Origin of the sequence: Dysgonomonas sp. HDW5A (assembly GCF_011299555.1) — a bacterium.
Lineage (GTDB): Bacteria > Bacteroidota > Bacteroidia > Bacteroidales > Dysgonomonadaceae > Dysgonomonas_A.
Map to the genome: position 1 here is coordinate 2,184,411 of NZ_CP049857.1, position 24,500 is coordinate 2,208,910.

Below are 24,500 nucleotides of genomic sequence, written 5' to 3' on the forward strand. Positions count from 1 at the left end.
CTGCTCACCATTTTGAATTTAATATGATTACAGTTTCTAATTTAGGAATCCAGTTTGGTAAGAGAGTTTTGTTTCAGGATGTGAACTTAAAGTTTACTCCGGGCAATTGTTATGGTATCATTGGAGCCAATGGTGCAGGTAAATCTACTTTCCTGAAAATTTTGAGTGGCGAAAAGGATGCGACTCACGGGTCTTTTTCTTTAGCTCCAAACGAGCGTATGTCGGTTTTGTCTCAGGATCACTTTGCTTATGATGATCAGACAGTAATGGATACAGTTTTGCAAGGGCATAGTATTCTTTCGGAAATAATGAAAGAAAAAGATGCGTTGTATGCAAAAGAAGATTTCACGGATGCTGATGGTATCAGGGCATCGGAGTTGGAAGAGCGATTTGCTGAACTTGAAGGCTGGAATGCAGAAAATGATGTTGCCAGCTTATTGAGTGGTTTAGGTATCAAAGATGAATTTCATCAGCAGATGATGAGGGATATGAGTGGTAAACAGAAAGTAAGAATCTTACTTGCTCGTGCACTATTCGGAAATCCTGATAATCTACTGTTGGATGAGCCTACTAATGATCTGGATATTGAAACCGTAATGTGGTTGGAGCAATATTTGTCGAATTTCGAAAATACAGTGTTGGTAGTATCTCACGACCGTCACTTTTTAGATTCAGTGTGTACACATACAGTTGATATTGACTTCGGCAAGATTAATATGTATGCAGGTAACTATAGTTTCTGGTACGAATCGAGCCAATTAGCTTCACGTCAACAAGCTCAACAAAACAAGAAAGCCGAAGAGAAAAAGAAAGAGTTGGAAGAGTTTATCCGTCGATTTAGTGCGAACGTTGCTAAGTCGAAACAAACTACCAGCCGTAAGAAAATGATCGAAAAGCTTAATATCGAAGAGATTAAGCCATCATCCCGTAAATATCCGGGAATTATATTTACTCCTGATCGTGAACCCGGAAATAAAATTTTGGAAGTTAGCGGTCTTAGTAAATCTATTGAAGGGGTAAAACTTTTCGACAATATTAATTTAAATGTAGAGAAAGGCGACCATGTGGTGTTTTTATCGAAAGACCCTAGAGCGATGACTTCTTTCTTTGAAATTATCAATGGATACGAAACACCTGATGCGGGAACTTTCGAATGGGGACAAACCATAACTGAGGCTTATTTGCCATTGGATAATTCCGAATATTTCAAAATAGATCAAAATCTTGTAGATTGGCTGGCTCAGTTTTCGGATGATACAAGTGAAATATATTTGAAAGGATTTTTAGGTAGAATGCTATTTTCAGGCGAAGAAGTTCTGAAAAGTGCGAAGGTGTTATCGGGAGGAGAAAAGATGCGTTGTATGATAGCTCGTATGATGATGAAAAATGCGAATTGTCTTGTGCTTGATTCTCCAACAAATCACCTAGACCTCGAATCTATTCAGGCTTTCAATAATACGTTGAAGCAGTTCAAGGGAAATGTATTGATGTCTTCTCATGACCACGAATTCATACAAACCGTATGTAACCGTATTATAGAGCTTACTCCTAACGGAGCCATCGATAAACGTATGGATTATGATGATTATATAGTTTCTCCTGAAATAAAAGCTTTGAGAGAAAAAATGTATAATTGATTAAGAGATAAAACAGGGTTGTAAAACCTGATATTAAAGCCGGAAGTGAAATTTTACTTCCGGCTTTTTTGCTTTTATTATCGGAGTATATTTACCAGAGCACTTTGTATGTCTTTATATCTGAATTGGTATTTGTTTAATTCCAGTTTCTTGGGAATTGCACATTGCCCATCAAGAAGAAGAGTAGATGCTTCGCCCATAAATAGAGAAATAATTACAGATGGAACATTAAATATGCAAGGGCGTTTTAAAACTTTAGCTAATGTTTTAGAAAACTCTTTATTGGTGACAGGGCTGGGGGAGGTCATGTTTACGGCACCCTTAATATGAGGTGCTGTTAAGAGGAAGTTTATAATACCTACCATGTCTTCTATATGTATCCACGAAATATATTGTTTCCCACTGCCCATCGTTCCACCTAAGCCAAGCTTAAAAATAGGCAATATTTTGGCTAACATACCTCCTTTAGATGATAAGACGATACCTGTTCTTAATAAGCACACACGTGTTTTTGAGCTTTCGGCTTCCATGGCGAAAGCTTCCCATGCTTTACATAGTTTATTAGTAAACTCCTCATGAGGTTCTGTATCTTCAGTTATTATTACGTCCTCTTTGTTTCCGTAATATCCTATGGCAGATCCTGATATGAATATTTGAGGAGGGTTCTCTCCTGATTTAATAAGCTGTGTGAGTTTCTTTGTTATTTGCCATCGGCTTTGGCAAAGTCTCTGTTTCTGTAATTCAGTCCATCGCTTCCCTGCTATTGGTTCTCCTGCAAGATTAATAACAGCATCGTATTCATCTAACGAAGTTAATTTTTCCAGCGAATCACAAAATTCAAGATTGTTACCCAATATCGCCTGAGCTTTTTCTATATTTCGGCTTAATACTGTAATAGTATGATCTTCTTGCAAAAGTCGTGATATAAGATGACTTCCTACTAATCCAGTTCCTCCGGTAATAAATATTTTCATAGTTAATCTGTTTATTAAACGAACACTTATACCCCCTTTTATGTTCTAGAAGAAAAATAATAGAATCGCAGAATTATTGTTTGTTGGGTTATCCGTATAGGTATAGAGTCTTTCAAAATAGGTGTGCGATAATGAAAATTTAAAAGTATTTGATATTACGTTCGATATGAAAAAAAAACTACAGATTATTATTCCTATTTTAGTTTGTTTCTTAGTGGGTTTTCTGGGTAGCCGTTTTCAAGAATATGCTATCGCTAATTGGTATCCTTATCTTAATAAGCCCGATTTAACACCTCCTAATATTGTATTTCCTATTGCGTGGAGTATTTTGTATTTATGTATGGGATTGTCTATCGGTTTGGTTTTAAATACAAATAGCCGAAAGAAAAAGTATCTTCTGAAAATATTCCTGTTGCAATTGTTCTTAAACTTCACATGGAGTATTTCATTTTTTTACTTTCAGAGTCCTCTAGCAGGTTTGGTTAATATTGTATTGCTCGAAGTAGTTATGATTTATTATGCCCTGAGTGTATATCCTGTTCGGAGAATAAGTTCGCTGCTATTTGTTCCTTATATATTGTGGGTGAGTTTTGCCTCCTATCTTAATTTTTATATTCTCTTGTATAATTGATCGTTGAGTATCGCTTTTTGAGCCTTAATAAGTTATCGTTTGTATGCTTGCCAAAAGATTAAGGTCTGTAACTCTAAATTTGACGAAGCCATAAAAACGTCTATAACCTTAATGTGCTTTTATTAACAGAAATAACTACCTTTGTGGCATTAAAAATGGATTTTAAGTCATGGAGTATAATTTCAAAGAAATAGAAAAACGTTGGCAGGACTTTTGGGTTAAGAATGAGACCTATAAAGTGAGTGAAGAACCCAATAAGCCTAAGTATTATGTCCTCGATATGTTTCCTTATCCTTCGGGAGCAGGTTTACACGTAGGGCATCCTCTGGGTTATATAGCTTCGGATATATACGCCCGTCATAAACGTCTCCAGGGCTTCAATGTTTTACATCCGATGGGCTATGATGCTTACGGGCTTCCTGCTGAGCAATACGCTATACAAACCGGACAGCATCCTGTGATAACTACCAATCAGAATATCAATCGATATAAGGAACAATTGGATAAAATTGGCTTCTCTTTTGATTGGAACCGTGAAATCCGTACTTGTGAACCCGAATATTATAAATGGACTCAGTGGGCATTTATTCAAATGTTCAACTCATACTTTTGTAACGATGAGCAACAAGCTCGTCCGATTGAAGAGTTGATTCAGGTTTTTGAATCTCAGGGAACAAAAGATATGAATATTGCTTGCAGTGAGGAATTGTCTTTCTCTGCTGATGAATGGAATGCAAAATCGGAAAAAGAGCAACAAGAAATATTACTGAATTATCGTATTGCTTATTTGGGTGAAACGATGGTTAACTGGTGTCCGGCTTTGGGTACGGTTCTAGCAAATGATGAGGTAATCAATGGTTTGTCTGAGCGTGGAGGATATCCTGTGGAACAACGTAAAATGCGTCAATGGTGTTTGCGTGTATCAGCTTATGCTCAACGTTTGTTAGACGGATTGGAGAAAATAGATTGGACTGATTCGATTAAAGAGACCCAAAAAAACTGGATCGGAAGATCGGAAGGTGCTGAAATGAAATTCAATGTAAAAGACTCGGATCTTTTACTCGAAATATTTACTACTCGTGCTGATACTGTATTTGGAGTAACCTTTATGGTGCTTGCTCCCGAAAGCGATTATGTAGCTCAATTAACTACTGCAGAACAAAAAGCGGAAGTTGATGCTTATTTGGCTGCTACTAAAAAACGTACCGAAAGAGAACGTTTGGCAGACAAAAAGATATCGGGCGTGTTTACAGGCTCGTATGCAATTAATCCGATGAACGGTAAAGAAATTCCCATCTGGATTTCCGATTATGTACTTGCCGGATATGGTACAGGGGCTATTATGGCTGTGCCTGCACACGATAGTCGTGACTATGCTTTTGCTAAACATTTCAGTTTGCCCATCATTCCTCTAGTAGAAGGTTGCGATGTGTCGCAAGAAAGCTACGATGCCAAAGAAGGTATTGTGACTAACTCTGATTTCTTAAATGGCTTGACTGTAAAAGAAGCCATTGAGAAAGCAAAAGAATACATCAAAGAGCATAACTTAGGTCATGTAAAAACCAATTATCGTTTGCGTGATGCGATATTTTCGCGTCAACGTTATTGGGGAGAGCCCTTCCCTGTATATTACAAGGATGGTCTGCCTTACATACTGCCGATTGATAAATTACCTCTTGAGCTACCCGAAGTTGATAAATTTTTGCCAACTGAAACGGGTGAACCTCCGTTAGGGCGTGCAACCAATTGGGCTTGGGATACTGTGAACGAAAAAGTAGTTTCAGTAACAGAAATCAATAATACAACTATATTCCAATTGGAATTGAATACTATGCCCGGATTCGCAGGATCTTCGGCTTATTATTTGAGATACATGGATCCGCATAACGATAAAGCTTTGGTTTCTAAAGAATCAAATGAGTATTGGAGAAGTGTCGATCTATACATCGGTGGAACTGAGCATGCTACGGGTCACTTGATTTACAGTCGTTTTTGGAATAAATTCTTATACGACATCAATGTATCATGTGAAGACGAGCCTTTCAAAAAACTGATTAATCAAGGAATGATTCAAGGGCGAAGCAATTTTGTGTACCGTATTAATGGTACAAATAAATTTGTGTCTTTGAATTTGAAAGATCAATATGATACTACAGCTATTCACGTAGATGTAAATATTGTAGATAACGATATACTGGATGTTGACAAATTCAAAATTTGGCGTCCGGATTATGCTGAGGCTGAATTTATGCTAGAAGATGATAAATATATTTGCGGTTATGGAGTTGAGAAAATGTCCAAATCATTGCATAATGTTGTAAACCCTGATGATATTGTTGAAAAATATGGTGCTGATACACTTCGCTTGTACGAAATGTTTTTAGGTCCATTAGAATTATCTAAGCCTTGGGATACAAATGGTATTGATGGAGTACATCGATTTTTACGCAGACTTTGGGCTTTATTCTATAAAGGAGATGAGTTTGTAGTAGTTGATGAAGCCCCCATAAAAGATGAATTGAAATCTCTTCATAAGTTGATTAAGAAAATATCTTTCGATATTGAGAATTTCTCATTCAATACTTCTGTGTCAGCTTCTATGATTTGTGTAAATGAACTTACATCGCTTAAATGTAACAAAAAGGCAATATTGAATGACTTGGTTATTCTTTTAGCTCCTTTTGCACCTCATATTGCAGAAGAATTGTGGCATTCATTAGGAAATACAACTACAGTATGTGATGCTGTATGGCCTCAATACAATGAAGAATATCTGGTTGAAAGTGTAATTAATTACACCATTTCATTTAATGGAAAAGCACGTTTTACAATCGAGTTTGCGGCTGATGCTTCTAATGAGGAAATTGAAAAAACGGTTATGGCACATAGCAATTCGGCAAAATGGATGGAAGGCAAGACTCCTAAGAAAGTAATTATTGTACCTAAGAAAATAGTAAATATAGTACTCTGACAAATATGCCCAAGAAATATCTAAAAGAATTTTATTGGAAAGACTACCTCAATATCACATTAGGGTTGGCTTTATATGCAATCGGACTAGTCGGTTTTATTAAGCCACAGGGTATTGTAACCGGAGGTTCTACAGGTGTGGGGTTGGTTGTAGAGTATGCAACAGCTATTCCGTTTCAATATACCTATCTTGCCATAAACTGTGTACTTTTTGTTATTGCATTAAAAGTATTAGGCTTAAAGTTCATGATAAAAACCATCTATGGGGTACTTATGCTTACGCTTCTTATTACTCTTGCCGAGAAAATAATAGTTGAAGCTGTTATAGAGAATGAACCTTTACTTTCGGGACTGATAGGTGGTATTATTTGTGGCGTTGGAGTCGGATTGGTACTTAGTGTAAACGGAAGTACCGGAGGTACTGATACTATTATTGCAATTATCGGTAAATATAGAAATATTACTTTTGGAAGAGGTGTCCTTTTCTGTGATTTTGTAATTATATCATCTTCATACTTTGTTTTTCATGACTACCAGAAAATCGTAGCCGGTTTGATCGTATTAGGTGTCATGAGTTATGCTATGGATTTGGTTATTAATGGCTCAAAGCAATCAGTTCAATACCTTATAATATCTGATAAGTATGATACTATTGCAGATGCAATCAATAAAGAATTACACAGAGGTTGTACTCTGCTTGAAGGAATGGGATGGTACACAAAGAAGCCTACAAAAATAATATTGGTATTGGCTAAACGAACAGAGTCAATAGAAATGTTTCGGTTAATAAGAAGCATAGACGAAAAGGCATTTATTTCACAAAGTACCGTTCGTGGGGTATACGGTGAAGGCTTTGATAAAATCAGATAAATTATTGATGAATGGATATCAATAATAAAAATATAGTTATTACAGGTGCATCTTCAGGAATCGGATTATCCCTCCTGAAGATGTTCCTTGATTATAAGGATGTGAAAATTATTGCGGTCGCACGTCATATTGAAACTATTCCTCTTGTTGAGGGGGTAGTTTATCCATTTTCGGCAGACCTAAGTAATGAAAAAGGTGTTGACAGTTTATTTGATTATGCCCGGTCTGTTTTCGGGAAAATCGATATATTTATTGCAAATGCAGGATATGCTTATTTAGAAAAGTTATCTACTCCCGATTGGAAACATATCGAAGATATCTTTGCTTTAAATGTATTCTCTCCGATCTATTCATTGGAGAAGTTTGTGAGAGAAAATACCTCAAACCCCAAAAGTTTTGTTTGTACAATTTCGGCTGTAGCTCAAGTATCTTTACCATATTATTCGTTATATTGTTCAACCAAAGCGGCTTTGCATCAGTTTATAGAAGGCTACAGGTATGAGTCTCCGGCTAATCTGCATATAACGGCAGTGTATCCTGTCGCTACACGGACTTCTTTCTTTGAGAAAGCAGCAAAAGAAAAACAACCTCCTGTTCCCTTTTTTAGTCAAAGTTCCGAAACAGTAGCAAAAGCCATTGTTAGAGGACTCGAAAAAGACAAAAAGCGGGTATACCCATCTTTTTTATTCCGTATATTTAATCTTTTAGGACAAAACTTCCCTTTTATCTTTTCTTTATATTCGGCTTCAGAAAAAAGAAAAGTTGATAACAATCTCCACTTCTGATATATTGACTAAATTTGTAGTCTGTTCATCATAAACTTATTAGAAATAAATAATTTGACAAAAGATAAGTCATATACACAGATTCTAAAATCGACAAGTATTTTTGGCGGATCACAGATTCTTACTATACTGATTGGAGTTATTCGTAATAAGATTCTTGCTATTTTATTAGGAACCGTTGGTGTTGGACTGATTAGTATATATCAATCGACATTGGATCTGATAAAATCAATATCCAGTTTGGGTATCGAAACTACAGGGGTGCGTGAGATAGCTGCTGCCAATGATGATTCAGGTGAAAAGGATCAACTACATTATGTTATTTCAATCATAGATCGATGGGCGTTGATCTTTGCTCTATTAGGTGCAGCAATCTGTTTACTCTTTTGCTACCCGATAAGTATGTGGGTGTTTGGAAATTCTTCGCATGCGCTTCAGTTTGCATTGCTTTCAATCTGTATGTTTTTTACCATACTGGCTGCAGGACAGGCTGTCGTTCTGCAGGGACTTAGGCGAATCTCTTATATAGTGAAATCCTCTATCATCTGGAATGTTTGTGGATTGATTATTTCATTGCCTTTATATTACTTCTATCGTTTGGACGGGATAGTTCCTGTCTTTATCGTTGTAAGCATAGCCATGTATCTTAGTGCATACTTTTATAGACGCAAAATTGAAATTCAACCGATGCCCGTATCATTCGAGCATCTTAAAAGAAGAGGTATTTCAGTTTTACGGGTAGGTGTATTTATTGTTTTGGCTTCTATTTTAACGACTCTAAGTTTCTTCTTTGTGAGAGCATTTCTTACTAAAAACACAGGATTAGAGTCTGTCGGACTATTTCAGGCTGCCTGGACTATAACGAATGTATATTTGATGTTGATATTAAAATCGATGGGGTCCGATTTCTATCCTCGTTTATGTACTATTATTCATGACAATAAGAAAGCCGGACTTCTAATAAATGAGCAGACCTATATTGTATTGGTGATTGCTGTTCCTATAATTATATTGTTGTTATTGTGTTCTAAAATAGCACTGTCATTGTTGTATTCATCAGATTTTGAAGGGGCGACAATTATACTCAATTGGCAAATTCTGGGAACATTCTTTAAGGTTTTATCGTGGCCACTTGGTTTTATTCTTCTTGCAAAAGGTAAAGGTCTGATTTATTTTTTTTCGGAATCAGCATTTCTCATAATCTATTTGGGTGCCATACATTGTTTATATCCGTTTTATGACTTTGAATCAGTCGGTATATCGTATCTTATTGCTTACTCGTTATATTTACCTATTGTATTTATTTTGGGGCGGAAATTAAGTAAGTTCGGATGGACAAATGAAAATCTTAGAATAGGATTTATTAGTTTAATTCTAGTATTATTAGCTTTTTGTATTGTTAAATATTTTTCAAATTATACTATCATTGCAGGAATACCGATTTTGGTAATGTCTTTATCATACTCATTATACAAGTTAAATAAAGTATTTCCTTTGAAATCATTGTTGGATTTTTTTAAGCGACAGTAGGTATTTTAGTAAAAGATCGTAAATGCTTATATCGATTTGATATGTAATCGATTATATTTCTCTTGCTGGCTGTTGTAATAAAAAGGTCTGAGACCTTCAATATTTTAGGATGGTTCCTGATAGTGATAACTTAAAACATTGTATTTTTGTCGAAAATAGATACACATAATATGCTAAAACATTCAATCGGGAGTGTGACAAAAAATATGATCCGTAATTTTATATTATTAGGATCAGGAATAATAGTCCTTTCATGTGCCAGTATGGGGTCGCCCTCCGGTGGTGATTATGACTTTGACCCTCCTAAAGTTCTTTCTTCAAGACCTACTCCTAATGAGACATTTGTAAAAAGTGGCAAAGTACAAATTGTATTTGATGAGCTTGTGCAGATTGAAAAACCTATGGAGAAAGTTATTGTAACACCTCCACAACGGAATTTCCCCATTATAAGAGCACAAAATAATAAGGTTATAGTAGAGTTGAAAGATACTCTGATTGCCAATACAACTTATACTATCGACTTTACAGATGCTATTGTTGACAATAATGAGAAAAATGCTTTGGAGGATTTTGCATTGTCTTTTTCTACAGGTGCAGTAGTTGATACTCTTTCTATTTCGGGGAAAGTATTAGCTGCAGATAATCTGGAGCCCGTATCAGGTATTTATGTTGGTATACATTCTAATTTATCAGATACAGCGTTTACAACACTACCGTTTAAACGTATATCGAGAACCAATGAATTGGGAAGATATTCGATAAAGGGGATTGCTCCGGGAGAATATAAAATCTATGCACTGGATGATGTCAATAGAGATTATAAATATGATAATCCGGGAGAGGCTATTGCTTTTCTAGATAAAATTATTGTTCCTTCGGTCGAAGCGGCAGTTCGTCAGGATAGTGTGTTTAATCTAAAAGATTTAAGTTTTGATACTATTAAGACCGTTCATTATACAAAATTTTTACCCGATGATATAGTACTGAGATCTTTTACCTCTGACTTTAAAAGGCAATATTTACAGAAGCATGAACGCTTGACGGAGGATGTTATATCTATTTATTTTGGAGCACCTACAGCAATGCCTAAGATTGAGGCTTTAGATATACCAAAGCCTATAACCGACTGGTCAGTCCTTGAGCGGACGGCAGGTAATGATACTCTAAAGTTCTGGATAACAGAGAAAGCTATTGCCGCTATGGATACGCTAAGTTTGAGGGTATCATACAATATGACTGACTCATTAAATAAGCTTCAACCTGTAACTGATACATTAAACTTTATAAGCCGTACCAAGAAAAAGGTGAAAGATGATAAGAAAAAAGATAAAGATGAGGAAGTAACCTTCTTAACCCTTACGACCGATATTGCTCAGCTTTTTGATGTTTATAAAGATATTAATATTGAATTTGACTATCCGGTTAAGGACTTTGAGAAGAATAAAATCTTTGTGCAGTATCAAGCTGATTCAACCTATTCGAATGTTGATTATGTTCTCGAAAAAGATTCCCTGAATCCCCGTAAATATCGAATACAGAATAAATGGATTCCGGGAGGTCAGTACCGGTTTGTTGTAGATTCTGCAACTCTCCATAGTTACACCGGTCTGTGGAACGATAAACAAGAGGTTCTGTTTAAGGTTAAAACCTTGGATCAGTACGGTTCGTTGGATATTAATATCTATAATTTACCGGATAGTATGCCGGCCTTTGTTGAACTTCTCGATAAATCGGATAAGCCCGTTTACCGTGCAACGGTGAAAGATGATATTGCATCTTTTGTATATCTGAATCCTGGTATATATTATGCACGAATCATATTGGATGCCAACGGGAATGGAAGATGGGATCCCGGAGATTACTCGGAAATGAGGGAGCCGGAGATGGTAAATTATTATCCAAAAACTTTCGAAATCAGGGCATTCTGGGATATTACCGAAGATTGGGATCTTGGAACACTTCCATTGGATAAACAAAAACCGTTGGATATAACCAAGAATAAGCCGAAAGATGATGAGAAACGTAAAAAAATGATGGAGCGTAGAGATGCTCAAAATGCAAAGAAGGATTCTCAACGTAACTCAAATACTACAAACGGTATGAACAATAATAATAACAATAACCAGTATCCTAATAATCAGAATACAGGAAATAGATATTGAGAATAGAAACCGAAATTTACAATAGGCATATGAATAAATTATTAAATAACCTGATAGCTTTTCTATCTATGTCCTTATTGACGATAGGAAGTGTATCCTCGCAATGCAGTGTTGATAATAAATATTTTCAGGCAGGCGAACAATTAAGTTACGATCTTTATATAAAATTTGCAGCTACGATTAAAGGTGGGTATGCAACCATGTCTACGAAAAGTGTAAAATATGAAGGAAAAGATGCATATAAAATGACTCTGATTTCCGAGTCGCAAGGATTTGCCCGTAAAGTATTTGAGTTAAGTGATACTTTGGCTTGTTATACAACAAAGGGAGTACTGCCATTGGCGTATTTCAAAGATGCCCATGAGGGTGGGGATTATACCAAAGAGCGATTGACTTACTCGTATCCCGGAGGCAATGATGTGAGAATCCGTGCAATCAGACATAAAAATGGAGATTTTAAATTTGATGAGACTTTAAACTTTTCAGGTTGTACATATGATTTAATGAGTGTACTCTTTTATGCCCGTACATTAAATTATCCTCAAATGGCGATTGGGAAAGAAACAAAAGTGAATTTTGTAACAGGAAGGTCAAAAGTCAGTATGCGAATTGTATATAATGGAAAAGAGTCGGTAAAGGCTAACGATAATAAAAAGTATAACTGTATGAAGTTGACTTTGTACATTCAAGATGATGCTTTTGACGGAGGTAAAGAGGCCATGAAAGTATATATTACAGATGATGATAATCGCATGCCCGTTAAGCTGGAAACTAAGCTAAAGGTCGGTTCGACTCGTGCAGTATTGAAAAGCTACAAAGGTGTTAAGCACCCTGTAAATATTGTAAAATAAGCTAATCTTGATTTTTAGAGCTTTATCCCTTTTCTATTTATAGAAAAAAGTCGTAAAAAAGTTCTATCTTTGCAAAGAATACATTAATAATAAGAACAATAACAATTTATGTCAAAAGAATTATTGCCCAATTTACCATATTTAGTAGCCGACATTAGTCTGGCTGATTTCGGTAGAAAAGAAATAGAGATAGGTGAACATGAGATGCCCGGTTTAATGGCTCTTCGTAAAAAATATGGAGATTCTAAACCTTTGAAAGGTGCTCGTATTATGGGATCTCTTCACATGACTATCCAAACGGCTGTTTTGATAGAAACATTGACAACATTGGGTGCCGATGTGCGCTGGTGTAGTTGTAATATATTTTCGACACAAGATCATGCTGCTGCTGCAATAGCTGCTGCCGGTGTTCCTGTTTTTGCTTGGAAAGGCGAAACATTAGAAGAATATTGGTGGTGTACCGAGCAGGCTCTTAACTTCCCCGGAGGTAAAGGACCAAACTTGATCGTTGATGATGGAGGTGATGCAACACTATTGATCCATTGGGGATACAAAGCCGAAAATGATGCTAAAACAATAGATCGTAAAGGAGGAAATCACGAAGAACAAGTTATTCTTGATACTCTTCACCGATTGCTGAAAGAAGACAATCAAAGATGGCATCGTACGGTTGCCGACTGGAAAGGTGTTTCGGAAGAAACGACTACAGGAGTACACCGTCTTTATCAAATGATGGAGCGTGGCGAATTGTTGATTCCGGCTATCAATGTAAATGACTCGGTTACAAAATCGAAATTCGATAACCTATACGGATGTCGTGAATCATTGGCTGATGGTATCAAACGTGCTACAGATGTAATGATTGCAGGAAAAGTTGCTGTTGTGGCCGGTTATGGTGATGTTGGTAAGGGTTGTGCACATTCATTGCGTTCATACGGAGCTCGTGTAATTGTTACAGAAATAGATCCGATTTGTGCTCTACAAGCAGCAATGGAAGGTTTTGAAGTGACAACTATGGAAGAAGCCGTAAAAGAAGGTAATATCTATGTAACTACTACAGGTAACAAAGATATTATAACAATAGATCACATGAAAGCTATGAAAGATCAGGCTATCGTTTGTAATATTGGTCACTTCGACAATGAGATACAAGTGGATAAACTGGTTACTTTCGCAGGTATCAAACATACAAATATCAAACCTCAGGTTGATAAATATACATTCCCTGCAGGTAATTCTATCTTCTTATTGGCCGAAGGTCGTTTGGTGAATTTAGGTTGTGCTACTGGTCATCCTTCATTTGTAATGAGTAATTCATTTACCAACCAAACATTGGCTCAAATAGAATTGTGGCAAAAAGATTATGAAGTAGGTGTATACCGCTTGCCTAAACATTTGGATGAAGAAGTTGCACGTTTACACTTGGATCAAATCGGAGTGAAACTTACTAAACTTACTCCTGATCAAGCTGCTTATCTGGATGTGCCTGTAGATGGTCCATTCAAAGCAGACCACTATAGATATTAATAATCTATTCTTTAAATATAGAAAGCCTTCGGATCCAATATAATCCGGAGGCTTTTATTTTGTAAATTAGTACATTTGTTGGAAGTCAATTAATTTATTTCGATTATGACATCAATTAAAATTAAACGGGTTTATGAAGATTTTGAGGAAAGCGATGGCTATAGAGTTTTAGTTGACCGTTTATGGCCAAGAGGCATGAAAAAAGAAAATCTTCACTACGATCTTTGGGCGAAAGATATAACCCCCTCTTCGACATTGCGTAAATGGTATCATCAGAATATGGATGAAAATTGGGAGGCTTTTGTTTCCGCTTATCAAAAGGAGTTAGATAATGTACCTGATATGGGTAGTTACATTGATGAGCTAAAAAAGCATCCCGTTGTTACCCTACTGTATGCATCTAAAGATTCAACACACAATCATGCTATAATCTTACAGAGTTATCTGGAGGCTCTTTTGGAGCATGCGAGGTAAGAAAAATAATAAAGGGTATATATTATAATGAGGAGGTTTCATAACTTCCTTTTTTTTGTTTTTAATGCATAAAATTCTCTTAGCTTCTTATTGTTTAATTTAACATAATTGAACGACGCTATGTATTGCTGTTCTAGTCCTTTATTTTCAAGTATTCTTACTGTATACTGTATGATATGTGTTACGTTCTTATTGTTTATTGTATGATATACAATAAATTGTCTTTCAAATATTTAACTTGATATTTTTTGATTAATGTATTTTGCGAATAAACTTCTTTTGTATATTTGTTCAATCCTAGTCGTATTGATCCAACTTAAGTTTAAGATATACCATGAAGCCAAATTTTATACATACCTATGTCTCTGTTGATTGCGTTGTTTTCGGTTTTGATGATGAGCAACTGAATATACTTTTGGTTCAGCGTAACAACATAGATGAGAACGATCCCAAAAGGTTAAAACTTCCCGGTAGTCTTATTTTTGATAACGAAGATGTGGATGACGCAGCTTCACGTGTTTTGTATGAACTTACAGGAATAAAGCGTATGACCTTAAAACAGTTCAGATGTTTTGCTGCACCTGATAGGGCGAGTAATCCCAAAGATATAAAATGGCTCGATCAAGCATATAAGCCCGATATCGACAGGCTTATAACAGTAGCTTATTTTTCGCTCTGCAGAATTGGGAGAAAGCTTAATGTTAGCAATATAACCAAATATAAAGCTGTAGAATGGTGCCCTTTGAGTGAACTTCCTAATATGCCATTCGATCACAATAAAATTGTCGAAGCATCTTTGGTTGATATTCGCCGTTGGATTGAGACTGATCCTGTTATCGTATTCGATTTACTGCCACAAAAATTTACAATCAGCCAATTGCATCGCCTTTACGAATCTATTTATAATAAGAAAATTGATATTCGTAATTTTCATAAAAAAGTGGCTACTATGACCTATGTATTGCCTTTGGCTGAAAAGCAATCAGGCGTATCACATCGTGCAGCACGCTACTATAAATTTGATAAAAAAGCATATAATAGATTGAAAACGAGTATTTAAAATCATTGATGAATTTTCCTTACTTAATACTGAATAAATAGGTCTTTGACCTTAATAACCATAAAACACATAAATCGTATGTATCTATTAGGATATGACATCGGTAGTTCTTCTGTAAAAGCCTGTTTGGTCGAAGCTGCATCCGGTAAGATAATAGCATCGGACTTTTACCCGAAAGAAGAGATGAAAATCACAGCAGTAAAACCGGGTTGGGCAGAGCAAGAGCCCGAAGAATGGTGGAGTAATTTGAAAAATGCCCATCAATCGATAATGACAAAATCGGGTGTCAAAAGTGAAGATATCAAGGCTATAGGTATTACATGGCAGATGCATGGACTGGTACTTGTGGATAAAGATCAAAAAGTACTTCGGCCTTCTATTATATGGTGTGATAGCCGTGCGGTTTCTTATGGAGAAAAAGCTTTTGATGCTATCGGACACGAAAAATGCCTTTCTCATTTACTTAATTCTCCCGGAAATTTTACTGCATCGAAATTGGCTTGGGTGAAAGAGCATGAACCCGAAATATTCCAAAAGATAGATAAATTGATGCTTCCGGGTGATTATATCTCCATGAAGCTATCGGGTGATGCTGTTATGACAATTGAGGGATTGTCAGAAGGTATGTTCTGGGATTTCAAGAGTAAATGTCTGTCCGAAGATGTCTTAAACTATTATGGAATACCTAAGAGTTTCTTTCCGGAGATTAAACCTATATTCGGATTACAAGGGGAAGTTTCAGCCGCAGCAGCAAAAGAACTGGGTTTGAAAGAAGGCACCCCTATTACATATCGTGCGGGCGATCAGCCGAATAATGCTCTGTCTCTGAATGTGTTTAATCCCGGAGAAATAGCCTCTACCGCCGGAACTTCAGGCGTAGTTTATGGCGTATTGGATCAATTGGATTACGATAAAAAATCGCGTGTAAATACATTTGCACACGTTAATTATACCGAAGAGTTAACTCGTTTGGGAGTGCTGCTTTGTATCAATGGTACAGGTATTCTAAATTCATGGTTGAAACGGAATCTGGCATTAGGTGGAATGTCTTACAATGATATGAATAATCTGGCAGGACAATCTACCATCGGTGCTAATGGAGTATCTATTATTCCATTTGGTAATGGTGCGGAGCGTGTTTTAGAAAATAAAGAAGTGAATTGTTCAATTCATGGAGTCAATTTCAATATACATAACAAAGCCGATCTGCTTCGTGCTGCTCAGGAAGGAATTGTATTTTCATATGAATATGGTATGGAGATCATGAAAGAAATGGGCATGAATATCCACCTGATAAGAGCCGGATATGCCAATATGTTTTTGAGCCCTCTTTTTGCACAGACTCTGGCTAGTGTAAGCGGTGCGACTATTGAGCTGTTCAATACCGATGGCGCAGCAGGTGCGGCAAAAGGTGCAGGTATGGGAGCCGGAATTTATGCTTCTAACGATGAAGCTTTTGGATCTCTTGAAAAGTTATCGGTTGTAGAACCCGAATCTGATAAAACGACTCAATATAGAGAAGCTTACGAACGTTGGAAAGAACTAATAAATAAAAACTAATGCTGCATTGCATTGTAGGGACTTGGCTCTGCCATGCCCGTTAAAATAATAAAACTTGATATGAGGGTAGGATAGAACCCTACCACTACAATATGATAACAATTTAAATTAATATACTTAAATATCTAAATCATGGAAATTTTAAAAGGAACTAAAGAGTTTTTCCCAAATATCGGAAAAATCAAATTTGAAGGAAAAGAAAGTAAAAATCCATTGGCATTTCGTTATTATGACGAAAAACAAGTAGTGATGGGCAAGTCTATGAAAGACTGGATGCGTTTCGCTATGGCTTGGTGGCATACATTGTGTGCTGATGGTGGTGATCCTTTTGGAGGAGCAACTATTCATCATCCTTGGAACAATGCTAATGATGCACTTAGCCGTGCTAAATATAAAATGGATGCAGGTTTTGAGTTCATGACTAAAATGGGATTTGGTTTTTATTGTTTCCATGATGTGGATTTAATTGAACCGGGTAACAATTGGGTGGAGTACGAAAAAAATCTACAATCTATTGTTGAGTACGCTAAAGAGAAACAAGCGGCTTCGGGCATCAAATTGTTATGGGGTACAGCCAACGTGTTCAGTAACGAGCGTTATATGAATGGTGCGGCTACAAATCCTAATTTTGATGTGGTTGCATGTGCAGGTACTCAAATCAAAAATGCAATTGATGCTACTATTGCTCTTGGTGGTGCAAATTATGTATTCTGGGGAGGTAGAGAAGGATATATGAGTCTTTTGAATACGGATATGAGACGCGAAAAAGATCACTTGGCACGTATGCTTATCATGGCTCGTGACTATGCCCGCAAACAAGGTTTCAAAGGTACATTCCTTATCGAACCTAAACCAATGGAGCCTACTAAACATCAATATGATTTTGATACCGAAACTGTAATCGGCTTTATCCGTTATTATGGCTTAGAAAATGATTTCAAAGTAAATATCGAAGTAAACCATGCTACACTGGCAGGTCATACATTCGAACACGAATTGCAAGCTGCTGTAGATGCAGGTCTATTAGGCAGTATTGATGCTAACCGTGGAGATAATCAAAATGGATGGGATACAGACCAGTTCCCTATCGACTTATATGAATTAGCTCAAGCTTGGTTAGTAATGCTTCCTGCAGGTGGTGTTGGTAACGGTGGTGTGAACTTTGATGCTAAAATCCGCCGTAACTCTACGGATGCAGAAGATTTGTTCATCGCCCATATTTCGGGTATGGATACATTTGCACGTGGATTATTGATTGCTGCCGATGTACTTCAAAACTCAGACTATACTAAAATGCGTGAAGCTCGTTATGCTTCATTTAACAGTGGTAATGGAAAGGCATTTGAAGATGGAAAGCTAACTCTGGAAGATTTACGTACTATAGCTCATAAATCGGGCGAGCCTGCACAAATCAGTGGTAAGCAAGAGCTTTACGAAGCTATTGTAAACATGCATATCTAATAATAGTTGACGAGTAGACAAGTTTATAAACTTTGTTTACTCGTTTACTTGTCAACCTGTTTACTATCAAACCTTAATATTCATTTTAATGAGAAACGAAGCTAGTAAATCATATACTATCGGGTTAACTGTTATAGCCACTCTCGGAGGATTGCTTTTCGGATACGATACGGCAGTAATTTCGGGTACGGTAGAATCGCTCCGACATTTTTTTATTGATCCTATGGGTTTGCCTACCAATGAGGCAAATGCGATGGAGGGATTTGTTATCAGTAGCGCTTTGATCGGATGTATATTCGGGGCAGCTATTGCAGGATGGGTGAGTCAGCAATTTGGTCGTAAGACGGCTCTGTTTGCGGCGGCTATCCTTTTTCTATTTGCAGCCATAGGTTCGGCATGGCCTGAGATCGGCTATCATATGCCCGATGTACAAGATCATACATTTGTGTACCATTTTGTTTTTTACCGTATTATCGGTGGAGTAGGGGTTGGTATCGCTTCTATGGTATCACCTATGTATATTGCCGAAATAGCTCCGCCTGAGAAACGTGGTAGTCTCGTTGCACTCAATCAATTTGCCATCATATTTGGTATGTTGGTTGTGTACTTTGTTAACTACTTTATCGCAAAACAAGGAGATACTGAGTGGTTACATTCTATGGGTTGGAGATGGATGTTTGCTTCATTGGCTATCCCCTCGGGCTTGTTCTTTGTGTTACTGTTCTTTGCTCCCGAAACTCCAAGATGGTTGATTATGAAAGGCCATAAAGAAAAAGGTCTGGATATACTGACTAAACTTGTTGGAGCTACTGCCGCTAAGAAAGAGATGGATGAGATTCAATATAGTTTTGATAAAGATGAAACGACCTCATTGAAACCCTATTACAAATTTATGATGACATGGTTAGTTTTGTTTGTTGTAGGTCTTTTGGCCCTATCTCTTGCAGGTGTACCAAGTGCTCTCGAAATATCAATGATCTGTAGTTTCATTATAGCTCTGTTTGTACCTATCCGTTCTTATGGATTTCTTATCATAATAACAGGAGTATTGCTTTCTGCTTTCCAACAGTTTGTAGGAATCAATGTGGTATTGTATTATGCTCCTGAGATATTTAAGAGTATGGGATCGGGTACTGACTCGGCTTTACTGCAAACAATTATTGTAGGTATAATCAACCTGTCATTTACGGTGTTGGCTATTATGACAGTAGATAAATTTGGTCGTAAACCACTGCTGATTATCGGTGCATTGATTATGGCTGTATCTATGTTAGGATTGGGAACCTCATTTTCTCAAAACCTGAATGGAACTTTGAAACTGATCTTTATGTTAACATACACCGCCGGATTTGCCATGTCATGGGGACCCGTTTGTTGGGTTATGTTGTCCGAGATGTTCCCCAATTCGGTACGGTCATCGGTAATGTCTATTGCAGTTGCTGCACAATGGGTGTCTAATTTCCTTATTTCGTGGACTTTCCCTATTATGGATAAGAACGAAACTTTAGTGAATACATTTAATCATGGATTTGCTTATTGGGTTTATGGTGCTCTGTCGGTATTGGCTGCCCTATTTGTTTGGAAGTTTCTACCTGAAACAAAAGGGAAGACTCTCGAAGATATGGAGCAACTCTGGAAAAAATAAGGTCACAGACCTTTTAATTCTTTGTGCGTAGGGGCGAACCTATGTGTTCGCCTCAGACATACAAAGAGGTCTACCCCTACAAATAAAAGGACGAAAAGTAATATTACTTTTCGTCCTTTTATTATATGATGTGTGACAAAATGTCTTGTTTCTTAGAGAATTAACATCGAGTCACCGTAAGTACCGAAACGATATTTTTCTTTTACTGCCTCTTCGTATAATTCCATAACTCTATCGTATCCTCCAAATGCAGCAGTCATCATAAGTAATGTCGACTGAGGAAGGTGCAGGTTAGTTACCATTGCATCAGCAATATTGAAATCATAAGGAGGGAATATAAACTTATTAGTCCATCCCTTGCTGGGTTTCAATTGGTGGTCGGTGCTGACAATTGTCTCTATGGCACGCATCGAAGATGTACCTACAGCACATATCTTAGCTCCGTTAGCTTTCGCTTTATTAACGATATCAGCTGCATGTTGCGTAACTTCCATTTGCTCCGAATCCATTTTGTGTTTGGTAAGGTCTTCTACGTCAATTTCTCTGTAGTTACCCAAGCCCGAATGGAGAGTGATGTATGCAAAGTCGATACCTTTTATTTCCATACGCTTCAATAATTCACGGCTGAAGTGTAGTCCTGCAGCAGGAGCTACCACAGCACCTTCATTTTTAGCAAATATAGTCTGGTATCGGTGCTTATCATCATCTTCTTCCTGACGACCCAAATACTTAGGGATTGGTGTCTCACCCAAAGCATATAGAGCTGTCTTAAATTCTTCTGCAGGACCATCGTATAAGAATCTTAATGTACGTCCACGCGAAGTAGTGTTGTCGATAACTTCGGCTACCATCGAATCATCGTCACCAAAGTATAACTTATTTCCTATTCTTATTTTACGTGCAGGGTCAACCAATACATCCCAAAGGTGGAATTCTTCGTTAAGTTCGCGTAATAAAAAGACCTCAATTTTTGCTCCTGTCTTTTCTTTATTACCATAAAGGCGTGCAGGAAATACCTTAGTATCATTGAAAACAAAAACATCTTTATCGTCAAAATACTCAAGGATATCCTTAAATTGCTTATGTTCGACTTGACCCGTTTTGCGGTCAAAAACTAACATACGTGACTCATCTCTGTTTTTGTTAGGATGGGTAGCAATTAGTTCCTCCGGAAAATCGAATCTAAATTGTGAAAGTTTCATATTTATATATCTGTTTATTTATTTCTTATTATTTATGCTAATCAGAACCTTAAAAGTTCTCTTATCAAACTTTACCTTAGTTACAACAAGTAAACAAAAGTGACTCGTAAATGACTAAAAAGTGTAACTTTTGCGAATTTTCTAAATCATTGTAATTCAAAAGGTAATGATTGAAAAGATTACAAAGGTTACAAAAGTGACACTTTTTTCTGACCTTTTTTTCTTCTTATTAATGTAACCTATTTAATCACTATCCCTATTATAGATAGATAAATAAATATTCGCATTAATATCTGTCAATCAATCTATGGATTGAGTAATATTGTCTATATCCTCGGCTTTCATACATTGGTCGAGGGTTACCTCTCCGATTCTTGTGCGAATAAGACCTGTAAGATGTCCGCCCGATTGAAGGGCTTCTCCGATATCTCGTGCTAAAGCTCTGATATAAGTGCCTTTGCTACACACAACACGTATCTTTATACTGTCTTTCTCAAAATCGAGTAACTCTATCTCATCTATAACAAGTACCTTAGGTTTAAGTTCTACTTCCTCACCGTTACGTGCCAGATTATAAGCTCTTTCTCCATTTACTTTACAAGCCGAATATGCGGGTGGTACTTGTTCGATCCGCCCCCAAAAAGACTTTAGAGTCTCTTCTACCAGTTCCTTTGTTATATGCTCGGTCGGAAAAGTTTTATCTACTTCTGTTTCCAGATCAAAAGAAGGAGTTGTTGCACCTAATTGAATTGTTGCAATATATTCCTTTTCCTGATATTGAAAAGTATCGATAAGCTTCGTCTTTCTGCCTGTGCAAACAATCATTACACCGGTTGCCAAAGGATCTAAAGTTCCTGCATGGCCGACTTTCAGTTTCTTGACTTTCAGATCCCTGCATAATCGATTACGCAATTTTCGTACCAAATCGAATGATGTCCAGTTTAAAGGCTTATCTATATATAAAATCTCTCCCGAAATGAAATCCATCTGTTTTTAATAAAAACAAGTACTTGCTACAACATTATTTTAATTATAACGATCAGTTGTACTTGTCAAAGTAATAAAATAGGTCTGTACCTTATAGAATATTCAGGTCATGACCTGTTAATAGGAAAATAAGTATTGCCAATCCTAAAGCAATTCTGTACCATCCGAATAACTTGAATCCGTATTTGGTTACATAACCAATAAAGAATTTAATTGCTAACATAGCTACAATAAATGCGACTAGATTTCCGATAATTAGTGTTGACATATTGTCCTGAAGAATTTGAACTCCGTCAGGTTCCATCACCAATTTGAGTAATTTGTATCCTGTAGCCGCCGCCATTGTTGGTACAGCAAGGAAAAACGAAAACTCAGCCGCTGCTTTGCGTGTCAGCTTTTGGCTCATACCTCCGACAATGGTTGACATAGATCGGGATACTCCGGGAATCATTGCAATACATTGGAAACAACCAATGATAAAAGCATTTTTGTATGTTATTTCTTTATCCTTGTCCGGAGAGTTAAACCATTTGTCAACAAATAGCATAACAATCCCTCCTAGTACCAGAGTTGTAGCCACTACATATACATTCTCGAGCATTTCGTCAATTACATCATTGAACAAAAGCCCTAATACTGCAGCAGGTATAAAACCGATTAATAATTTTATATAGAAATTCCATGATTGGAAAAAACGTTTCCAGTAAAGAACCAATACAGACAATATTGCACCGAATTGAATAATAACAGTGAATGCTTTTACAAAGCTTGTACTTTCAATGCCCAATAATTGCTGGGCTATGATCATATGACCTGTTGATGATATTGGTAGAAATTCAGTAAGCCCTTCTACAATGGCTATGATAATAGTCTGTAGTGTATCCATTCTTTAAATAGTATGTTTTATTTAATTGTTAATTAGAGTGTTATGCTTTTGGCGTGTCTTGCGATAAAGAATCTTCCTTTTGCTTGTTGGTTGGATATAATATTCCTACTATCATCAGTAGAAATCCAAAAAAAGAAACCATTGGTCCTACAACAATACGTCGTGTACTAAAGATATCAGGCTGAAAACCACCTTCGATACTGGTTGATGAACCTGTCATTAATAAAAAACCAATGATAATAAGAGCAAACGATGCTGCACAAATTATGTAATTAAGTTTACCTAATGCAAAATCTTTCTTTTCCATATTGTTTTTAAGTACAAGGATTTATTAAAATACCGCATTCTTCAAATAAAAAAGCTTTGGCTGCGGTGCTTACCAAAGAAATATAATTAGTCTGCGATCTTTAAGCGTGATACAGATTATTCGTATTCATTTTTAAATACCGGTTTACAGCAGATGTCGTTGCCAGAAGTGGAAGAAGTATACCTAGTATAATTACAATCACATAGAGTACAACGAGGTTTTCGATCTTGATTATCGAAATGATTTCGGGAAATTCTTTTGTTAGAGTATATATCAACGCTGTAATGCCTATATTGGCTATAATAGCTGCTATTACACCATAACCAATAGCTTTAATAACAAAAGGCTTGCGAATAAAACCATTTGTAGCTCCTACCAATTGCATCGTGTTTATTAAAAAACGTTTTGCGTAGATGTTAAGGCGGATCGTATTCCGTATGAGTGTAAAGGATATAAACATTAATATAGCTGCCAAAACCAATAGGCCTGTACCTAATTTTGACAGGTTTGAATTGATCATCTGTATGGTGTCCTCGCTATATAAAAAGCTTTTGACGATTTTTTGACCTTTGAGGCTTTTTTCGACAACTCTTATACTGTCGATATTGGCATATTCTGATTTTAATGTGATATCGAAATAATTAGATGCAGGAGTATAACCTAATATTTCTTCGGGATCGCCCCCTAATTCTTTTATCAGATCCTGCTTGATTTCATCTTTACTGATGAAGGTCACCGATTTTATATAAGGCTTGGCGTTTAATTGTTTTTGAAGCTTTGCTGCTGCGGCGTCGTTTGTATCTTCCGATAATTCGATTGTTATACTTAGGTTCTCTTTGATGAAAGATGAAATTTCGCGTCCCATAACTGCCACAAAAAAAGTCAATCCCAATAAAAATAAAACAAGGGTAATGCTTACTGTTGTAGTTACTCCGGTTCCAAATAGAGATGTAGTCTTTAGTTGACGATTTTTTGACATAA

The 24,500-nt window shown here is 36.6% G+C and carries 20 protein-coding genes; 14 read left to right on the forward strand and 6 right to left on the reverse strand.

Going from position 1 to position 24,500, the window contains the following annotated elements:
- Nucleotides 1-23: 23 nt before the first annotated feature.
- Nucleotides 24-1,637, forward strand: a complete 1,614-nt coding sequence (locus tag G7050_RS09010) for an ABC-F family ATP-binding cassette domain-containing protein (RefSeq protein ID WP_166114199.1) — start codon at nucleotides 24-26, stop codon at nucleotides 1,635-1,637.
- Nucleotides 1,638-1,714: 77 nt separating this feature from the next.
- On the opposite strand, the gene G7050_RS09015 is transcribed toward G7050_RS09010, so the two are convergent.
- The gene (locus G7050_RS09015) at nucleotides 1,715-2,611 is read right to left on the reverse strand and encodes a TIGR01777 family oxidoreductase (RefSeq protein ID WP_166114202.1); all 897 of its coding nucleotides are present in this window, start codon (nucleotides 2,609-2,611) and stop codon (nucleotides 1,715-1,717) included.
- Nucleotides 2,612-2,777: 166 nt separating this feature from the next.
- Between G7050_RS09015 and G7050_RS09020 the strand changes: the two genes are divergently transcribed.
- The 13 genes from G7050_RS09020 (at nucleotide 2,778) to xylE (ending at nucleotide 20,137) form a co-directional block, all read left to right on the forward strand.
- Nucleotides 2,778-3,242, forward strand: coding sequence for a TspO/MBR family protein (locus tag G7050_RS09020; protein ID WP_166114205.1), 465 nt, complete (start codon nucleotides 2,778-2,780; stop codon nucleotides 3,240-3,242).
- A gap of 169 nt (nucleotides 3,243-3,411) precedes the next feature.
- Nucleotides 3,412-6,213, forward strand: coding sequence for a leucine--tRNA ligase (leuS, locus tag G7050_RS09025; RefSeq protein ID WP_166114208.1), 2,802 nt, complete (start codon nucleotides 3,412-3,414; stop codon nucleotides 6,211-6,213).
- A gap of 5 nt (nucleotides 6,214-6,218) precedes the next feature.
- Complete coding sequence (locus G7050_RS09030; protein ID WP_166114211.1) at nucleotides 6,219-7,082, forward strand: YitT family protein; 864 nt, start codon at nucleotides 6,219-6,221, stop codon at nucleotides 7,080-7,082.
- An 11-nt stretch (nucleotides 7,083-7,093) separates the two neighbouring features.
- A complete protein-coding gene (locus G7050_RS09035; protein WP_166114214.1) occupies nucleotides 7,094-7,867 on the forward strand; it encodes an SDR family oxidoreductase in 774 nt (257 codons plus the stop codon).
- Between the two features lie 54 nt (nucleotides 7,868-7,921).
- Complete coding sequence (locus G7050_RS09040) at nucleotides 7,922-9,397, forward strand: O-antigen translocase (RefSeq protein ID WP_166114217.1); 1,476 nt, start codon at nucleotides 7,922-7,924, stop codon at nucleotides 9,395-9,397.
- 206 nt (nucleotides 9,398-9,603) lie between these two features.
- Nucleotides 9,604-11,559 carry an Ig-like domain-containing protein gene (locus tag G7050_RS09045; protein WP_166114220.1) on the forward strand — a complete coding sequence of 652 codons (1,956 nt, stop codon included), beginning with the start codon at nucleotides 9,604-9,606 and terminating at the stop codon, nucleotides 11,557-11,559.
- A gap of 29 nt (nucleotides 11,560-11,588) precedes the next feature.
- Nucleotides 11,589-12,410 (forward strand): DUF3108 domain-containing protein, encoded by an 822-nt coding sequence (locus G7050_RS09050; protein WP_166114223.1) that lies wholly within the window; start codon nucleotides 11,589-11,591, stop codon nucleotides 12,408-12,410.
- Between the two features lie 108 nt (nucleotides 12,411-12,518).
- Entirely contained in the window at nucleotides 12,519-13,937 is a 1,419-nt protein-coding gene (gene ahcY / locus G7050_RS09055) for an adenosylhomocysteinase (RefSeq protein WP_166114226.1), read from the forward strand.
- 105 nt (nucleotides 13,938-14,042) lie between these two features.
- The gene (locus tag G7050_RS09060; protein WP_166114229.1) at nucleotides 14,043-14,411 is read left to right on the forward strand and encodes a DUF488 domain-containing protein; all 369 of its coding nucleotides are present in this window, start codon (nucleotides 14,043-14,045) and stop codon (nucleotides 14,409-14,411) included.
- Between the two features lie 334 nt (nucleotides 14,412-14,745).
- Nucleotides 14,746-15,471 carry an NUDIX domain-containing protein gene (locus tag G7050_RS09065; RefSeq protein ID WP_166114232.1) on the forward strand — a complete coding sequence of 242 codons (726 nt, stop codon included), beginning with the start codon at nucleotides 14,746-14,748 and terminating at the stop codon, nucleotides 15,469-15,471.
- Nucleotides 15,472-15,549: 78 nt separating this feature from the next.
- A complete protein-coding gene (locus G7050_RS09070) occupies nucleotides 15,550-17,031 on the forward strand; it encodes a xylulokinase (RefSeq protein WP_166114235.1) in 1,482 nt (493 codons plus the stop codon).
- A gap of 132 nt (nucleotides 17,032-17,163) precedes the next feature.
- A complete protein-coding gene (xylA, locus tag G7050_RS09075) occupies nucleotides 17,164-18,492 on the forward strand; it encodes a xylose isomerase (RefSeq protein ID WP_166114237.1) in 1,329 nt (442 codons plus the stop codon).
- Between the two features lie 88 nt (nucleotides 18,493-18,580).
- On the forward strand, nucleotides 18,581-20,137 hold the full coding sequence (gene xylE / locus G7050_RS09080) for a D-xylose transporter XylE (protein ID WP_166114240.1): 1,557 nt from the start codon (nucleotides 18,581-18,583) through the stop codon (nucleotides 20,135-20,137).
- Nucleotides 20,138-20,289: 152 nt separating this feature from the next.
- On the opposite strand, the gene queA is transcribed toward xylE, so the two are convergent.
- From queA to G7050_RS09105, 5 genes are all read right to left on the reverse strand, one after another.
- Nucleotides 20,290-21,339, reverse strand: a complete 1,050-nt coding sequence (gene queA / locus G7050_RS09085; protein WP_166114243.1) for a tRNA preQ1(34) S-adenosylmethionine ribosyltransferase-isomerase QueA — start codon at nucleotides 21,337-21,339, stop codon at nucleotides 20,290-20,292.
- Nucleotides 21,340-21,639: 300 nt separating this feature from the next.
- Nucleotides 21,640-22,326 carry a tRNA pseudouridine(55) synthase TruB gene (gene truB, locus G7050_RS09090; RefSeq protein WP_166114246.1) on the reverse strand — a complete coding sequence of 229 codons (687 nt, stop codon included), beginning with the start codon at nucleotides 22,324-22,326 and terminating at the stop codon, nucleotides 21,640-21,642.
- A 91-nt stretch (nucleotides 22,327-22,417) separates the two neighbouring features.
- Nucleotides 22,418-23,212 (reverse strand): undecaprenyl-diphosphate phosphatase, encoded by a 795-nt coding sequence (locus G7050_RS09095; RefSeq protein ID WP_166114249.1) that lies wholly within the window; start codon nucleotides 23,210-23,212, stop codon nucleotides 22,418-22,420.
- Nucleotides 23,213-23,252: 40 nt separating this feature from the next.
- The gene (locus G7050_RS09100) at nucleotides 23,253-23,519 is read right to left on the reverse strand and encodes a DUF3098 domain-containing protein (RefSeq protein WP_166114252.1); all 267 of its coding nucleotides are present in this window, start codon (nucleotides 23,517-23,519) and stop codon (nucleotides 23,253-23,255) included.
- Between the two features lie 100 nt (nucleotides 23,520-23,619).
- The gene (locus tag G7050_RS09105; protein WP_166114255.1) at nucleotides 23,620-24,498 is read right to left on the reverse strand and encodes an ABC transporter permease; all 879 of its coding nucleotides are present in this window, start codon (nucleotides 24,496-24,498) and stop codon (nucleotides 23,620-23,622) included.
- Nucleotides 24,499-24,500: the final 2 nt, after the last annotated feature.

Bases quoted from the DNA above. Each gene is read 5' to 3' on its own strand.
- G7050_RS09010 (WP_166114199.1), top strand. From the start codon at position 24: ATGATTACAGTTTCTAATTTAGGAATCCAGTTTGGTAAGAGAGTTTTG.
- G7050_RS09015 (WP_166114202.1), bottom strand. From the start codon at position 2,611: ATGAAAATATTTATTACCGGAGGAACTGGATTAGTAGGAAGTCATCTT.
- G7050_RS09020 (WP_166114205.1), top strand. From the start codon at position 2,778: ATGAAAAAAAAACTACAGATTATTATTCCTATTTTAGTTTGTTTCTTA.
- leuS (WP_166114208.1), top strand. From the start codon at position 3,412: ATGGAGTATAATTTCAAAGAAATAGAAAAACGTTGGCAGGACTTTTGG.
- G7050_RS09030 (WP_166114211.1), top strand. From the start codon at position 6,219: ATGCCCAAGAAATATCTAAAAGAATTTTATTGGAAAGACTACCTCAAT.
- G7050_RS09035 (WP_166114214.1), top strand. From the start codon at position 7,094: ATGGATATCAATAATAAAAATATAGTTATTACAGGTGCATCTTCAGGA.
- G7050_RS09045 (WP_166114220.1), top strand. From the start codon at position 9,604: ATGATCCGTAATTTTATATTATTAGGATCAGGAATAATAGTCCTTTCA.
- G7050_RS09050 (WP_166114223.1), top strand. From the start codon at position 11,589: ATGAATAAATTATTAAATAACCTGATAGCTTTTCTATCTATGTCCTTA.
- ahcY (WP_166114226.1), top strand. From the start codon at position 12,519: ATGTCAAAAGAATTATTGCCCAATTTACCATATTTAGTAGCCGACATT.
- G7050_RS09060 (WP_166114229.1), top strand. From the start codon at position 14,043: ATGACATCAATTAAAATTAAACGGGTTTATGAAGATTTTGAGGAAAGC.
- G7050_RS09065 (WP_166114232.1), top strand. From the start codon at position 14,746: ATGAAGCCAAATTTTATACATACCTATGTCTCTGTTGATTGCGTTGTT.
- G7050_RS09070 (WP_166114235.1), top strand. From the start codon at position 15,550: ATGTATCTATTAGGATATGACATCGGTAGTTCTTCTGTAAAAGCCTGT.
- xylA (WP_166114237.1), top strand. From the start codon at position 17,164: ATGGAAATTTTAAAAGGAACTAAAGAGTTTTTCCCAAATATCGGAAAA.
- xylE (WP_166114240.1), top strand. From the start codon at position 18,581: ATGAGAAACGAAGCTAGTAAATCATATACTATCGGGTTAACTGTTATA.
- queA (WP_166114243.1), bottom strand. From the start codon at position 21,339: ATGAAACTTTCACAATTTAGATTCGATTTTCCGGAGGAACTAATTGCT.
- truB (WP_166114246.1), bottom strand. From the start codon at position 22,326: ATGGATTTCATTTCGGGAGAGATTTTATATATAGATAAGCCTTTAAAC.
- G7050_RS09095 (WP_166114249.1), bottom strand. From the start codon at position 23,212: ATGGATACACTACAGACTATTATCATAGCCATTGTAGAAGGGCTTACT.
- G7050_RS09100 (WP_166114252.1), bottom strand. From the start codon at position 23,519: ATGGAAAAGAAAGATTTTGCATTAGGTAAACTTAATTACATAATTTGT.
- G7050_RS09105 (WP_166114255.1), bottom strand. From the start codon at position 24,498: ATGTCAAAAAATCGTCAACTAAAGACTACATCTCTATTTGGAACCGGA.